General features: G+C 51.5%; 15 protein-coding genes. 9 read left to right on the top strand and 6 right to left on the bottom strand.

Annotated features, from left to right (window positions below; genetic code table 11):
• Window positions 1-6 precede the first annotated feature (6 nt).
• The 7 genes from mrdB (at window position 7) to lipA (ending at window position 7,194) form a co-directional block, all read left to right on the top strand.
• Window positions 7-1,119, top strand: coding sequence for a peptidoglycan glycosyltransferase MrdB (gene mrdB, locus DRI82_RS01555; RefSeq protein WP_114191741.1), 1,113 nt, complete (start codon window positions 7-9; stop codon window positions 1,117-1,119).
• Between the two features lie 9 nt (window positions 1,120-1,128).
• Window positions 1,129-2,226, top strand: a complete 1,098-nt coding sequence (gene rlpA, locus DRI82_RS01550) for an endolytic peptidoglycan transglycosylase RlpA (RefSeq protein WP_114191740.1) — start codon at window positions 1,129-1,131, stop codon at window positions 2,224-2,226.
• Window positions 2,227-2,411: 185 nt separating this feature from the next.
• Window positions 2,412-3,623, top strand: coding sequence for a D-alanyl-D-alanine carboxypeptidase DacA (gene dacA / locus DRI82_RS01545; protein WP_114191739.1), 1,212 nt, complete (start codon window positions 2,412-2,414; stop codon window positions 3,621-3,623).
• Window positions 3,624-3,728: 105 nt separating this feature from the next.
• A complete protein-coding gene (ybeD, locus tag DRI82_RS01540; protein WP_114191738.1) occupies window positions 3,729-3,992 on the top strand; it encodes a DUF493 family protein YbeD in 264 nt (87 codons plus the stop codon).
• A 74-nt stretch (window positions 3,993-4,066) separates the two neighbouring features.
• Window positions 4,067-4,738 carry a lipoyl(octanoyl) transferase LipB gene (gene lipB, locus DRI82_RS01535; RefSeq protein ID WP_114191737.1) on the top strand — a complete coding sequence of 224 codons (672 nt, stop codon included), beginning with the start codon at window positions 4,067-4,069 and terminating at the stop codon, window positions 4,736-4,738.
• A 170-nt stretch (window positions 4,739-4,908) separates the two neighbouring features.
• Window positions 4,909-5,847, top strand: a complete 939-nt coding sequence (locus DRI82_RS01530) for a YbeF family transcriptional regulator (protein ID WP_114191736.1) — start codon at window positions 4,909-4,911, stop codon at window positions 5,845-5,847.
• Between the two features lie 381 nt (window positions 5,848-6,228).
• A complete protein-coding gene (lipA, locus tag DRI82_RS01525; RefSeq protein ID WP_114191735.1) occupies window positions 6,229-7,194 on the top strand; it encodes a lipoyl synthase in 966 nt (321 codons plus the stop codon).
• A gap of 127 nt (window positions 7,195-7,321) precedes the next feature.
• Here lipA and tatE read toward each other — a convergent pair whose 3' ends face one another.
• The 6 genes from tatE to DRI82_RS01495 form a co-directional block, all read right to left on the bottom strand.
• Window positions 7,322-7,522 carry a twin-arginine translocase subunit TatE gene (gene tatE / locus DRI82_RS01520; RefSeq protein ID WP_114191734.1) on the bottom strand — a complete coding sequence of 67 codons (201 nt, stop codon included), beginning with the start codon at window positions 7,520-7,522 and terminating at the stop codon, window positions 7,322-7,324.
• Window positions 7,523-7,652: 130 nt separating this feature from the next.
• Window positions 7,653-8,450: an amino acid ABC transporter ATP-binding protein gene (locus DRI82_RS01515; RefSeq protein WP_211317621.1), complete on the bottom strand. Its 798-nt coding sequence runs from the start codon at window positions 8,448-8,450 to the stop codon at window positions 7,653-7,655.
• Window positions 8,447-9,430, bottom strand: a complete 984-nt coding sequence (locus DRI82_RS01510) for an amino acid ABC transporter permease (RefSeq protein ID WP_114191733.1) — start codon at window positions 9,428-9,430, stop codon at window positions 8,447-8,449. Before DRI82_RS01510 ends, DRI82_RS01515 begins: the two co-directional genes overlap by 4 nt.
• Complete coding sequence (locus tag DRI82_RS01505; protein ID WP_114191732.1) at window positions 9,427-10,326, bottom strand: ABC transporter substrate-binding protein; 900 nt, start codon at window positions 10,324-10,326, stop codon at window positions 9,427-9,429. Before DRI82_RS01505 ends, DRI82_RS01510 begins: the two co-directional genes overlap by 4 nt.
• 144 nt (window positions 10,327-10,470) lie before the next feature.
• Window positions 10,471-11,268 (bottom strand): deaminated glutathione amidase, encoded by a 798-nt coding sequence (locus DRI82_RS01500; protein ID WP_114192004.1) that lies wholly within the window; start codon window positions 11,266-11,268, stop codon window positions 10,471-10,473.
• A 38-nt stretch (window positions 11,269-11,306) separates the two neighbouring features.
• The gene (locus DRI82_RS01495; protein WP_245956748.1) at window positions 11,307-12,284 is read right to left on the bottom strand and encodes a substrate-binding domain-containing protein; all 978 of its coding nucleotides are present in this window, start codon (window positions 12,282-12,284) and stop codon (window positions 11,307-11,309) included.
• Window positions 12,285-12,414: 130 nt separating this feature from the next.
• Between DRI82_RS01495 and DRI82_RS01490 the strand changes: the two genes are divergently transcribed.
• Window positions 12,415-13,743: an aminotransferase class I/II-fold pyridoxal phosphate-dependent enzyme gene (locus DRI82_RS01490; RefSeq protein ID WP_114191730.1), complete on the top strand. Its 1,329-nt coding sequence runs from the start codon at window positions 12,415-12,417 to the stop codon at window positions 13,741-13,743.
• Window positions 13,744-13,880: 137 nt separating this feature from the next.
• A complete protein-coding gene (gene crcB, locus DRI82_RS01485; protein ID WP_114191729.1) occupies window positions 13,881-14,264 on the top strand; it encodes a fluoride efflux transporter CrcB in 384 nt (127 codons plus the stop codon).
• The last annotated feature ends 190 nt before the right edge of the window (window positions 14,265-14,454 follow it).

The raw sequence follows: 14,454 nt of genomic DNA, 5'->3' as shown, positions 1-14,454 counted from the left end.
TAAACCATGACTGAGAGCCAACAAAAGGGATCATTCTGGGTCAAGCTCCACATTGATTTCCCGTTTTTGCTGATAATTCTGGGGCTGCTGGCCTACAGCGCCTTCGTCATATGGAGCGCCAGCGGCCAGGATCCGGATATGATGGAACGCAAGATTGGCCAGATCCTGATGGGTCTGGTAATCATGCTGGTTATGGCTCAGATACCGCCACGCGTCTATGAAAGCTGGGCTCCCTATCTCTATTTTGTCTGTGTCATTTTGCTGGTGCTGGTCGATGCTTTCGGTCAGATAAGTAAAGGGGCGCAGCGTTGGCTGGATCTGGGCATCGTGCGCTTCCAACCCTCGGAAATTGCCAAAATCGCTGTGCCGCTGATGGTTGCCCGCTTTATGAATCGCGATGTCTGCCCGCCGTCGTTAAAAAATACTGGTATTGCGCTGATTCTGATATTCCTGCCAACGTTGCTGGTCGCCGCACAACCCGATCTCGGTACATCAATTCTTATCGCCGCGTCCGGTCTGTTTGTGCTGTTTCTGTCAGGAATGAGTTGGAAACTGATCGCCGTGGCTGCCCTGCTGGTTGCCGCCTTCATCCCGATACTCTGGTTTTTCCTGATGCATGATTACCAGCGCGATCGGGTCATGATGCTGCTTGACCCGGAAACCGATCCACTGGGTGCTGGCTACCATATCATCCAGTCAAAAATCGCCATCGGTTCTGGGGGTTTGTCCGGTAAGGGCTGGCTGCACGGTACCCAGTCCCAGTTGGAGTTTTTGCCCGAACGCCACACTGACTTTATTTTTGCCGTCCTGGCCGAAGAGCTTGGATTGGTGGGGGTGTTGATCCTGCTGGCCCTCTATCTCTGTCTGATCATGCGCGGACTGGTGATTGCCGCCCATGCGCAAACCACCTTTGGCCGCGTTATGGCCGGTGGGCTGATGTTGATATTATTCGTTTATGTCTTTGTGAACATCGGCATGGTAAGTGGAATTTTGCCGGTGGTTGGCGTACCTTTGCCTTTGGTTAGTTACGGGGGATCGGCGTTAATCGTCCTGATGGCCGGGTTTGGTATCGTGATGTCGATACATACTCATCGAAAAATGTTATCCAAAAATTTATAGAGGTGAGCAATGCGTAAGGAGTGGCTTTGGGTCGGCATCATCGGGCTGTTTTTGAACGCCTGTACCACAGAAACGCAACAGCAGCAGGAAGTTCCACAGCCTGCCTACAACGGACCGGTCGTCGAAATTGGCGGGGCTGAGCCACGTTACGAGCCTTACAACCCTGGTACCAACCAGGATTATACCGTCAACGGCAAAAGCTACAGCATTGAGAAAAACCCACAAAACTTCTCGCAAACGGGTCTTGCGACCTGGTACGGAGAGGAAGCCAACGGCAATACCACCGCCATTGGTGAAGTGTTTGATCCCAACGCACTGACTGCCGCTCACCCTACCCTACCGATTCCCAGTTATGTGCGGGTGACCAATTTAAGCAATGGTCGTCAATTGGTGGTTCGTGTGAACGATCGTGGCCCTTACACCTCAGGCCGCATTATCGATCTCTCGCGTGCAGCGGCTGAAAGGCTGAACCTGTCTAACAACACCAAAGTTAAAGTCGATTTTATCAGCGTGGCACCTGATGGTTCGATGTCAGGCCCGGGCACCATTGGCACCACCGTAGCCAAACAGAGTTACGCACTGCCGTCTCGCCCGGAACTCGGCGCGAACAGCATGGGCACCCCGGTGCAAACCATGCAACCTGATACCAACGCCGCCGACGTGCGCCCTATCGACAATCAGAGCCTGAGCACGGGCAATAGCATGCCAAACACTGCTGTAACGTCTTCAACAGGTTCCAGCGGCGGCTTCCTGCAAGCGCCTACCGCCGTACCACGCGGTATTCTGGAGAACGATGAACCGGTCGCGCCAGTGAGTGCGCCGGTGGTTGCCAGTGCGCCAATGGCTGCACCCGTCGCCTCTGCCGCAACCGGCGGTGCCTATGTGGTGCAAGTCGGTGCATTGAGCGATGCACAACGCGCGCAGAGCTGGCAGCAAAGCCTGAGCCAACGTTTCGGTGTGCCAGGCAAAGTGAATGCGTCTGGCAATGTTTACCGTGTCCAGTTGGGTCCGTTCAGTACTCGCCAGCAAGCCGCCGCATTACAGCAGCGTTTGGCGTCAGAAGCCCAGCAGCAATCATTTATTACCGCTGCACAAGGTGGAATGTAAGTATTCACCCGCGACGATATTCCCCTCTGCGAATGGGCGTATTACCCAAAGTTTCCCCCTGTTTTGACCAGGTAAAACTGTGTAAACGCCCATAAGTCCCCGGAATGTCTGATGCCTGTGGATCTCTCATCTGCTATAGTGTGGCACGTTTTTCACTAACTCTTACGGATGTTGTTGTCCCGATCATGAAACTTGTAACTACTTCCCGTTTACTCAAGAGCTTTACGCTCGGCACTGTTATTGCGCTAAGCGCTGCCTCAGTGGCTCACGCCGATGATGTCAACCTAAAAACCATGATCCCAGGTGTCCCGCAGATAGATGCGGAAGCGTACATCCTGATCGATTACAACTCCGGTAAAGTGTTGGCTGAAATGAATGCCGACGCCCGCCGCAACCCTGCCAGCCTGACCAAGATGATGACCAGTTATGTTATCGGCCAGTCGATCAAAGCAGGAAAAATCACCCCAAATGACATCGTTACCGTCGGTAAAGATGCCTGGGCGACCGGTAATCCGGCGTTCAGAGGCTCCTCGCTGATGTTCCTGAAACCTGGCGATCGTGTACCGGTTTCCGAACTGAACCGCGGTATTATTCTGCAATCAGGCAACGATGCCTGTGTCGCCATGGCAGATTACGTTGCTGGCAGTCAGGACGCGTTTGTTGGGCTGATGAACAACTACGTCAACGCGTTGGGTCTGCAGAATACCCATTTCGAAACGGTTCATGGTCTGGATGCGGATGGCCAGTTCAGTTCGGCACGTGATATGGCGTTGATTGGTCAGGCGCTGATTCGTGATGTCCCGGACGAGTATGCGACCTATAAAGAAAAAGATTTTACGTTCAACAAGATCCGCCAGACCAACCGCAATGGTCTGCTGTGGGATACCAGCCTGAACGTGGATGGCATCAAAACCGGTCATACCGATGCCGCTGGCTACAATCTGGTTGCGTCAGCGACCGAAGGTCAGATGCGTCTGATCTCGGCGGTACTGGGTGGTCACACCTATAAAGGCCGTGAAACAGAAAGCAAAAAACTGCTGACCTGGGGTTTCCGTTTCTTTGAAACCGTGTCACCTTTGAAAGTGGGTAAAGAATTTGCGTCCGAACCCGTTTGGTTCGGCGATACCGATCGCGTGCAGTTGGGTGTGGATAAAGACGTTTACCTGACTATTCCACGCGGACGCATGAAAGACCTGAAGGCCAGCTACGTGCTGACCAATCCGGAAATCCATGCACCACTGGCTAAAAATCAGGTGGTTGGCTCCATCAACTTCCAACTGGACGGCAAAACCATCGATCAGCGTCCGCTGGTGGTCATGACTGAAGTCAAGGAAGGCGGTTTCTTTAGCCGCATCGTTGACTATATCAAGTTGATGTTCCATCACTGGTTCGGTTAAAGCGAGCCTTGAAAAAGACGGGAATGCCCCCATTTATTAAATATAACTCCTGCCCCGGCGGGAGTTATAATTTATGCTATCGAACGCCATAACTCTGGAGCACACATGAAAACCAAGCTGAACGAACTGCTCGAATTCCCCTGTACCTTTACCTATAAAGTTATGGGTTTGGCACAGCCCGAGCTGGTTGACCAGGTGATTGAAGTGGTGCAGCGCCATGCTCCGGGCGATTATTCACCTCAGGTGAAACCGAGCAGCAAAGGCAACTATCACTCAGTCTCCATCACCATTACCGCGACCCATATCGATCAGGTCGAAACGCTGTATGACGAGCTGGGTAATATTGAGATTGTTCGTATGGTGCTGTAAACACCCGTTAATCGCGTAACTGCTGGTGACCCGTAACTTCACTGGTTATACTGGTGCAATGATGTCACAAACTGATGATAACCACTTTGTCACAAACTCATATCATTTTGCGCCAGTTGGGTCTCCAGCCCTACCAGCCTGTTTCACAGGCAATGCACAACTTCACCGATCGCCGTACACACGACACCCCTGATGAAATCTGGATGGTCGAGCACTCCCCGGTATTTACCCAAGGCCAGGCCGGAAAAGCTGAGCATGTATTGATGCCCGGCGACATTCCCGTGGTTCAGAGCGACCGCGGTGGACAAGTGACTTACCACGGACCGGGCCAGCAGGTGATGTATATCATGCTTGATCTGAAGCGCAATAAAATGGGCGTGCGTCAGTTGGTAACCTGCATTGAACAGACCGTCGTTGATACGCTGGCTCATCTCGATATTGATGCCCATGCCCGCCCTGACGCCCCTGGTGTCTACGTTGGTGAGGAGAAAATCTGTTCGTTGGGGCTGCGCATCCGTAAAGGTTGTTCATTTCACGGTCTTGCTCTCAATGTCGCGATGGATCTCGCCCCTTTCCTACGCATCAATCCCTGTGGCTATGCCGGAATGCAAATGACGCAAGTCAGTGCCCAGAAGCCGGGAACAACGCTTACTGACGTCCAGCCCATATTGCTGCGCACGTTTACCGAATTGTCCGGTTATGGACATATTGATTTAAAGTCTTGGTCGGCAGCAGATTATGTTTAATTTGCATTCGATGGAACTTTCTTTATATATAACGTTCTCTCAAAATAAAAAATGCGTTGGCTTCACTTTCAGTTATAGTTAGGCGGCGTTAAGATTAGCGTACTCGTTTTATCAGTAGGTCCCGATCAGACTCCGATTAAATAACGTTCGTGCTATCAAGAGAAAACTTTATGGACGAAAATAATATCGCTGCAAATCTCAATAAATTAAGAAATATTGATCTTAATTTATTGACTGTTTTCGAGGCGGTTTATCTCAACAAAGGGATTGTCAATGCAGCCAAGGCATTGAACCTTACACCCTCTTCAGTCAGCCAATCGATCCAGAAATTACGCAACACATTCCCCGATCCGCTTTTTATTCGCTCAGGCCAGGGAATCACACCTACCAGCTATGCGGAGAACTTGCACAGCCATATCAGCAAGGGGTTGGGCTCGATCATTACCGGACTGGATTTCAGTCGGAACAGTGAAAACAAACGCTTTCTCACGGTCTGTTGTCGCCCGCATATTGCGTTACTGACTTTTCCATCTATCTATAAAGAGTTACTCAAGATCAATGAAAACTATACGCTGCTCCATATTCCTATGGGTGACAACGAGGAGATGCTGAGCCAATTCAAGGCCGACATCATCATTGATGTTAACCCGATCTATAACAAATCAATTGCTTCCGTTAAATTATTCACTAATAAAATCATTGCTATATGCCGTACCGATCACCCGCGTCTGGATAAGCATCTGAGCGTTGAGCAATCCCGTGAAGAAAAATATGCGCATCTGTTAATAGACGATCCGATGGTGAAAAGAAAAATCTTCGAAATCGATGAACAGATCATTACGAGAAATATCACATTCACCACTCATAATGTATTTAATATTATTGGAATGGTAAGCACCAGCGATCTCATCGCGTATATTCCCCTTGAAATGTATAACCTGTTTGGCAGTGCCTTTAATATTAAAAGGCTTGAAACAGCGTATCCCTTAGAAGATTTTGATGTCATTTTGCACTACAACAAAGCGGTCAAAAAAGACAAAACGCTCATGTCCCTCATTTCTGCCATTTGCGAATCGTTGAGCCCAGAAACTCAACCCCCCTTTGCATAGCAAAAAAAGCTAAGCCGCCCCTACGGGGGCCGATTCCACCCGCAAAAAAATTGATGCTCTGCCTTTTTTACTGCACCGCATAAAAAGACACTTCTCGCTAACATCACGCCAACAATTTACCATACCTGCAAATTTCTATTTAAATTGATAATTATCAAGTATTTAATATTGTTTTGACGCCTAAAGCGACCTCATTTGTGCCCTTTCCCGCTTAAAATATGACACAAAATCAGGTTCATTCGTTAACCAGGGGCTGAATGCAGATGTGACAGGTGTTATAATTTTTGGATAATTTTCAAAAAATTTTGAATGACTGCTGAAATCCTTTGATTTTCATGAAAATCTCGCGTTAAGAGATTCGAACCTGGAACCTGCACGATTATGAGTAAACCGATTCAGATGGAACGCGGCGTCAAATACCGCGATGCGGATAAAATGGCGCTGATCCCGGTGAAGACTGTGGTCACCGAACGGCAGGAAATATTACGCAAACCCGAGTGGATGAAGATTAAACTCCCTGCGGATTCCAGCAGGATACAGGGTATCAAGGCCGCTATGCGTAAAAATGGACTGCATTCCGTGTGTGAGGAAGCGTCCTGCCCCAACCTGTCAGAGTGTTTCAACCACGGCACCGCCACTTTTATGATTCTCGGCGCAATCTGTACCCGCCGCTGCCCATTCTGCGATGTGGCCCACGGCCGCCCGGTGGCACCCGATGCTCACGAACCAGCAAAGCTGGCGCAGACCATCGCCGACATGGCGTTGCGTTACGTCGTGATCACCTCGGTTGACCGTGATGACCTGCGTGATGGCGGAGCCCAACACTTCGCTGATTGTATTGCCGCCATCCGGGAGAAAAGTCCGACGATTAAAATTGAGACGCTGGTCCCTGATTTCCGTGGCCGTATGGATCGCGCGCTGGATATTCTTACCGCGACACCTCCCGACGTTTTTAACCATAACCTGGAAAACGTACCGCGCGTATATCGTCAGGTTCGCCCCGGTGCCAACTATGAATGGTCGTTGAAATTGCTGGAGCGTTTTAAAGAAGCGCATCCAGAGATCCCGACCAAGTCCGGTTTGATGGTAGGTTTGGGTGAAACCAATGCAGAGATCGTGGAAGTGATGCGCGACCTGCGTCGCCATGGCGTGACAATGCTGACGTTGGGGCAATATTTACAGCCAAGCCGCCACCATCTGCCTGTTCAACGCTACGTCAGTCCGGCAGAATTCGACGAAATGAAGGGTGAAGCGATGGCGATGGGCTTTACCCATGCAGCGTGTGGACCTTTTGTTCGCTCGTCTTACCATGCCGATTTGCAGGCAAAGGGTATGGAAGTCAAGTGATGCACGACCGTTCGGGCGTCATCCGGGCGGAGAAATGGTGTTCACACCCGGTTACAAGTTAGCGACGAAAACACAAAAAACGGATGTTTCCATGAGCATCCGTTTTTTATTTGCTGCGCGGCTCTCTTTAGTCTTTCTTTTCTACGCGCGGAGGGGTTTCATCGTCAGCCGTGGTTTTTGCCGCTGTGTTGTCGTCACTCATGGCCTTTTTAAAGCCTTTCAGTGCAGAGCCTAAATCCGCACCCAGAGTACGGAGTTTGCTGGTGCCAAACAACAGCACGATCAATACCGCAACCACCAACAGTTTAGTAATACTGATACCTTCCATACATACCTTCTTATTTAACACGTTGCCGATGACATCAGCGAAAGAAACGATAATGCATTTACGGACATTATTAACGGTAACTCAATTACAATGTGTAACAGAGTAATATCGTTCTTCCTGAACAGAAACGTTAAATAAAACGACTGAGGAAAGCGCGGGTTCGTGGATGTTGCGGATTGACCAGCACATCTTCCGGCGCACCTTGTTCGACGACATAGCCGCGATCCATAAATACCACCCGATCCGCAGCTTCGCGTGCGAACCCAATCTCATGGGTTACCACGATCATCGTCAGTCCCTGAGCAGCCAGATCGCGCATGGTAGACAAGACCTCGCCGACCAATTCGGGATCAAGCGCCGACGTGGGCTCATCGAATAACATTAGCTTAGGTTTCACGGCCAGCGCACGGGCAATTGCAACACGTTGTTGCTGACCACCGGAAAGGTGGCGCGGGTAAGCATCTGCCTTATCGCTCAATCCTACTTTTTCCAGCAGTTCATGGGCATATTTGATCGCCTCATGCCGACTCTGCTTATGCACGCCGATAGGCGCTTCAATAATATTTTGCAGAACGGTCAGATGCGGATAAAGATTGAATTGCTGGAACACCATCCCAATATCACGACGCTGACGGGCAATCGCGCGGGCAGAAAGCCGGTGTAGTTCCGTGCCCCGCAATTGATAGCCAATCTGTTCGCCATTAACCAAAATATAGCCACGATCCATATCTTCCAAATGGTTGATACAGCGCAAGAAAGTCGATTTCCCTGAGCCAGAGGGTCCCAAAATCACTACCACTTCGCTGGGCTTGACCTCAAGATCAATCCCTTTTAACACTTCATTGTCACCGTAACTTTTATGCACATTACGGGCGATCACCAGAGGCACGGCCCCAGCATCTGCTGCCATGAGCTTGGCTTTACTCATACGTCACCTCGCTGATCGGAATCCGGGCGATTGATTATAGGTATCGTTTTTTCATTATCGGCAGGCAAACGACGTTTAGTTGCCGAGGCAGAGCGTCGCGATCCACGAGAGTAATAACGCTCGATAGCCGATTGCCCCACATTAAGCACCGACGTGATCAGCAGATACCAGATGACCGCCACCATCAGCATCGGGACGACTTCAAATGTCTGGTTATACACCGCCTGCACGGAATAGAGCAGGTCACCCATCGCGATGACGCTGACCAGCGACGTCGCTTTAATCATGCTGATTAACTGATTGCCCGTTGGCGGGATAATCGAACGCATCGCCTGCGGAATGATAATCCGGCGGAGTGCGCGGGCTCGCGTCATGCCAAACGCCTGGGTGGTCTCCACTTGACCATTGTCCACCGATAACAGCCCGCCACGGATAATTTCAGCCATATAGGCCGCTTCATTCAGGGCAAGTCCGGCGATAGCGGCAGTGAGCGGCGTAATCAGATCGTTGGTATTCCACGACGCAAGTTCGGGTCCAAAAGGAATACCGAGCACGACCCGGGGAAACAGCGTGGACATGTTGTACCAAAAAATCAGTTGTACCAGCAGCGGCGTACCGCGGAAGAACCAGATGTAGATACCCGACATCCCGCGCAACAATGCGCTGTCCGACAGGCGGGCAACGGCCAGCAGCAAGCCAATCGCAACCCCGATCAGCATCGAGACAACGGTCAACCCGAGTGTGACCCCCAAGCCTTTCATCACTGAGGCGGCGGTGAACCACTGCCCCACCACGTGCCATTCAAAATTCTTGTTGGTCGCTACCACCCACAACACATCGGCTGTAATCAACAGCACAATAATCCAGCTTAACCAACGCCCCAGCCTGCGGGGCGCGTGTGCCACTTCAACATTACGGTGTGGATCCAGCGTATAGTCGTCCCTGGTTTCTGGTTTCGCACTATACGGTTTTTCACTCATTTAGCCTGTGCCCCCGCCAGATTGCGCCCTGGAGCCTTGAGCATATTGCCTTCGAGCCCCCATTTTTTCATGATGATCGCGTACGTCCCGTTGTCAAACAGCGCCTGATAAGCCGCAAGTACGGCCTTACCGAGTTGCGAATCTTTCGGCACGACGGTTCCCTGATAGAGATCGCCAAAACCATTGCGTTGACCGGTACCTGCCAGCTCAAGTTGACCATTGGTCTGTGCAACGAAATAGGTCAGCGGTGCCTGCGATGAAAAGAAAGCATCGGAGCGGTTGGAGCGCACGGCCAAAATAGAGGTAGGTTGGTCGGTGTAGGATTGGATGGTAACTGCGGCTTTCCCTTGCTCTGTACATGCAGCGGATTGTTTGCGAATCACCTGTTCTGCCGAGCCCCCGGCCATAACGGCGATGCGTTTGCCGCACGTATCGTCGAGGCCGTTAATTTTTTGTGGATTGCCCGCATGAACGGCAAAGACCACAAACTCCTGCACAAAATCAATGAAGTCATTCTTCGCTTCACGCTCAGGGAAATCACCAATCGGCCCAATCCCCAACTGATAGCGGCCTGACTGAATGCCACTCAGCAATCCTGGCAAACCACTGACTGATGCGTGGTGAACCGTGACGCCCAGCAACTCGCCCATTGCCTTGGCCAGGTCCGCGCTCGCCCCGTCCAGGGAGTTGGTGCTGGAGACCAGTTCATAGGGTGGGAATGAACCATTATTGACTGACGTCATGACACCGGATTTTTGAATCTCGGCGGGAAGAAGTGCATGCAGCGCCGGATCCATTTTTTGCTGTGCAATAGTGACATTCTCTACGGCAAAACTGGTTGCTGAACACAGTGCACCGGCCAAAACAGCGAGCCGAAATAAACGTTTAGTTATCATCTCCATTTCCTCTGTTTACCTTCAGTCGTTAATTTCCATAGGTTTTGAATAAAGCTCGATGTTGGTGCAAAGCGATACAAAAAAACAAAGCCTGGCGTTGGTGCAAGTGAATACAAAAAATCCCGGGGTACTGCCTATTGCTGATTATTTATCGCTACGCAATTGGGGGGTACCAAAGCAGCGATTTTCAAGCACTGGCAAAACCTGGCGCGCATGACGCAATCGGGTTTTGTCCAATTCTGCAAAGACCAACGCCGGTGCTTCAGCCGCGCGGGCGATCGCGACACCCAACGGATCGACCACCATACTGTTGCCGATATTGCGCTCCCCGCATTCACCGACGGCAACCACATAGGTGGTGTTCTCCAACGCACGCGCTGTCACCAAAACCTCCCAATGGGCTTCTTTCAACGGGCCTTTTACCCAGGCGGCAGGCAGCACCAAAACCTCGGCACCGTCCAGCACCAGACGACGGGCCAGTTCCGGGAAGCGAATGTCATAGCAGGTCATCAACCCGACCTTGAATCCGGCGACGTCCACCAACGGCGGAATTTCATTTCCTGGCGTCACATTTTTGGATTCCTGCATCGAGAACGCATCGTATAAATGCAGTTTGCGGTACTCGGCGAGGATTTTTCCGTCGCGAATGGCGATGAGTACATTCCACACCCGCCCTTCACTGGCTGGCGTATGCACACTCATCATCACCGTCAATGCTTGGCCTTTGCTGGCAGCCAGCAATTGGGTAACGAAAGGGCCATCCAGTGGCTGAGCCGCTTTCAGGACCAGATCGGGATCGGCAATATCGCGGGCCAGAATACCTTCGGGCAGAACCAACAGATCGACCGACGCCTCATGGGCACGGGCCATTAATGCCAGACAGGTCTCGGCGTTGGTTTGCCAATCACGGGCGACGGCAAATTGCCCCAATGCAACTTTTATCGTTGTTTTCTGCGAAGTAGAAAGTTTTTCTGGCATGTTCAGCTCCTCTCACCGTTGTGCGCGAAGGGAAACAGTTCGGCAGTCGTGAGGCAATGTGCGGTTATTCCCTGAACGTAGAGTTCATGGGCAAAATCAGAAATCATTTTTTCGTTGGCCGCCAGTCCATTGTCGTTCCAGTTATCAGGCAGGTCGCGAACGGTGCGTCGGATATCGTCCAATAACCAGGGTGTCGTATCGGCATATTTCTCGCGCTTATCCATCCAGACACGCCACGATTTATCAATAACTTCACTCAATGCTTGTGGTAACCAGGGATATTGTTCAGCGATGGCAGGTTGAATTCCCAACACATGCATTCCGGGTATATATCCCACCCGATCGAAATAGTCGATCTCGGCCTGGCGGAAATCCGGTTGCAACTGGCGCAAGCCCGAGTCTCGTTTAAAGAATCCTACCGGCATGAACGGTGTGAACACGGCATCCAATTCACCCTGCTGCAGGAGCGTCATCAGTGGCCGTTCGCCAGGTGCCGCCTCAATCCGCCCTGGACGGCCAAATCCCCCTAAACGATCGACGATCGGATGGTCTTCGGTTAACCGGCCAACGTACCAAAATGCGTCGTCGGTATTTACACCAACCTCGCGCAGCAATGCGCGGGTCCAGGTATTGCCCGAATCTTGCCAGCCCGTGAGGCCAATGCGTTTTCCAGCCAGCCCAGCCAACTCGGTGATCGGGTTGTGTTCCGTGGTAATAATGCAACGCTGGCGAAAACCACGCATCAAGAAATGGGGTAATCCCAGCAATGAGTAATCACCGCGTGCGCAGCTCTGGGCATAACGACTGAATGACACTTCCCCTGCCTGAAACATACTGCTGGTCGCCAGATCGTCCACCAACGTACCCACACGGTGGACTTCAATATTGAATCCTGCGGGTTTTACGTCGCCCAAGGCCAATGGCGTAAAATAGTCCCAATCCCGCACTGCCAGTCTGATCGTGGTTGTCACGTCCTTCACCCCTTACAGCAAGATTTATGGTCGATGTGTTGTGTGGTTATTTAATAGTCACTTCCTGCCTATTCCTGATACTAATTGTTTATAATTATATGTACAATGCAAACTTTGTTACTGAACAAAGGTTCTTCTTATGGCTACAGATCTCGCTGCGCAATGGCTGGCGGAACGGTTACAGGATCGGACAAAACGCGGTATCGCGATTGACACTGCCGCCTTGATTCGTGCCGGAACGATCGAGATTGGCATGCATTTACCTGCGGTAAGAGAGCTGGCACAGGCTCTGGGCGTCAGCCCGGCGACAGTGTCTGCGGCATGGAGTCAACTGAAAAAACAGAAGGTGATCGCCGGGCGTGGCCGTACCGGTGTGTGGGTCTGCGGCGATAAAGTTTCGCCCCGCCCGGTGCGTTTTGAACAAATTGGTAATTTTGGCGAACATATTACCGCCGATTTAGTGCTCTCCGCGCCGGATCCCTTGTTATTACCCGACCTGAAAGCGGCATTGATCAGTGCGACAGAAACGCACCATCTGAACAGCTATTTACGCGAGCCGATTATGCCCGTGCTGGAAGAGGCGGTAAAACTGACCTGGCCCTATCAGGCTGATGCTTTTCTGGCCGCCGATGGCGGTTTTGACGGCATGAGTCTGATTATGCAAACCTTGATTATGCCCGGCACACGCGTAGCGATTGAAGATCCAACGGCTTCACGCCTGCTGGATATTCTCGATCATATTGGTGCCGACGTGTTGCCTGTCCCCTGCGACGAACAGGGCCCCCTTCCGGATGCATTACACGCCGCACTGCGCCAGAATCCCAGTGCCTTTATTTATCAGCCCCGAACCCATTCGCACTGCGGTCACACCATTACGCCCATGCGTGTTCGGCAATTAACCGCCCTGTTGCGCGACCAGCAAACGCTGATCATTGAAGACGATGGCCTGGGTGATTTATCGGCCTGGCCAGCAGTCAGTCTTGGTAGCGAATTCCCGGACAGAACGGTGCATGTGCGATCCTATTCGAAGTCTTACGGCCCGGATTTACGGTTGGGCGTGGTGTCGGGTACGCGGGAAATGATCAAGCAAATCCAGTCATTCCGGAATTTTGGTGCAGGCTGGAGCAGCCGCCTGTTGCAGCATACCCTGGCGTGGTTACTGACCGATCCCCAAACTCAGCAGGGGCTCGGCGAAGCCAGACGCATTTACGCCAAACGCAGGCAAGATCTGGTCACCGCACTGGCTATTCGCGGTATTGATGTTCCCCTGCATGATGGCCTGAGTATTTGGCTCGGCGTTCCCTCGGAGCAATTTGCCCTGGTCACCCTGGCCGCTCGTGGTATTGCGGTATTGCCTGGTGAGGGGTGTCGTATTCGTCCGGGGCAACATATCCGCATCAGTACCAGCCAGCTCACGGCAGACAAGGTGGATTTTGTTGCGGATGCCCTGGCCCTGGTTTATGGGTAGGCGCTTTATGGCTGAGTATGAATTTATCGCCACCCGATTCATCTTCGTCCTACAAATATGACGAAAGCCGGTGTAAGGTCGTAGCGTCATGCCTTATTCTTTCCGTGCCAACCCCCTCTTTTCACGAAAGGTTATTTATGTTTGCAATACTTCTGGCCGTATTTATTGGTGGTGGCCTGGGCAGCGTAGCGCGCTGGTATGTCAGTATGAAGCTCAATGGGATTACGCCGGTTCTGCCGCTGGGTACGCTGACCGTCAATCTGGTCGGGGCATTTATCATAGGGTTGGGCATCGCCGTGTTCAGCCGCATGGCAAATCTGGATCCGCTGTGGAAACTGCTGCTGACCACCGGTTTTTGCGGTGGGTTAACCACATTTTCCACTTTTTCGCTGGAAGTCGTCTATCAGTTACAGGATGGTCGTCTGGCGGATGCAGGATTGAATATCCTGTTGAATGTGGTGGGATCCGTGCTGATGACCCTGCTGGCATTCATGATTGTCTCATGGGCCAACAGTCACTGAACGCCTGCGCACTACCCAGGCGCAAAATGGCAAGTAAAAGAATCTATGGGGTAGGTTCTTAATGTTATCTTAATGTTGGCTCTGGATAATCGACACCATAAATCTGATCTTAAAGTATGGACGTCGATTATGTTTACCCTACCCAAAACGCTGGTCGAATATCTGACAATAATTTTTTGCCTGATAGTCG

Source organism: Edaphovirga cremea (assembly GCF_003332275.1).
Taxonomy (GTDB): domain Bacteria; phylum Pseudomonadota; class Gammaproteobacteria; order Enterobacterales; family Enterobacteriaceae; genus Edaphovirga; species Edaphovirga cremea.
The sequence above is the reverse complement of the archived record's forward strand: the minus strand, read 5'-3'. Positions and strand labels throughout refer to the sequence as shown.

Bases quoted from the DNA above. Each gene is read 5' to 3' on its own strand.
- mrdB (WP_114191741.1), top strand. From the start codon at position 7: ATGACTGAGAGCCAACAAAAGGGATCATTCTGGGTCAAGCTCCACATT.
- rlpA (WP_114191740.1), top strand. From the start codon at position 1,129: ATGCGTAAGGAGTGGCTTTGGGTCGGCATCATCGGGCTGTTTTTGAAC.
- dacA (WP_114191739.1), top strand. From the start codon at position 2,412: ATGAAACTTGTAACTACTTCCCGTTTACTCAAGAGCTTTACGCTCGGC.
- ybeD (WP_114191738.1), top strand. From the start codon at position 3,729: ATGAAAACCAAGCTGAACGAACTGCTCGAATTCCCCTGTACCTTTACC.
- lipB (WP_114191737.1), top strand. From the start codon at position 4,067: ATGATAACCACTTTGTCACAAACTCATATCATTTTGCGCCAGTTGGGT.
- DRI82_RS01530 (WP_114191736.1), top strand. From the start codon at position 4,909: ATGGACGAAAATAATATCGCTGCAAATCTCAATAAATTAAGAAATATT.
- lipA (WP_114191735.1), top strand. From the start codon at position 6,229: ATGAGTAAACCGATTCAGATGGAACGCGGCGTCAAATACCGCGATGCG.
- tatE (WP_114191734.1), bottom strand. From the start codon at position 7,522: ATGGAAGGTATCAGTATTACTAAACTGTTGGTGGTTGCGGTATTGATC.
- DRI82_RS01515 (WP_211317621.1), bottom strand. From the start codon at position 8,450: ATGAGTAAAGCCAAGCTCATGGCAGCAGATGCTGGGGCCGTGCCTCTG.
- DRI82_RS01510 (WP_114191733.1), bottom strand. From the start codon at position 9,430: ATGAGTGAAAAACCGTATAGTGCGAAACCAGAAACCAGGGACGACTAT.
- DRI82_RS01505 (WP_114191732.1), bottom strand. From the start codon at position 10,326: ATGATAACTAAACGTTTATTTCGGCTCGCTGTTTTGGCCGGTGCACTG.
- DRI82_RS01490 (WP_114191730.1), top strand. From the start codon at position 12,415: ATGGCTACAGATCTCGCTGCGCAATGGCTGGCGGAACGGTTACAGGAT.
- crcB (WP_114191729.1), top strand. From the start codon at position 13,881: ATGTTTGCAATACTTCTGGCCGTATTTATTGGTGGTGGCCTGGGCAGC.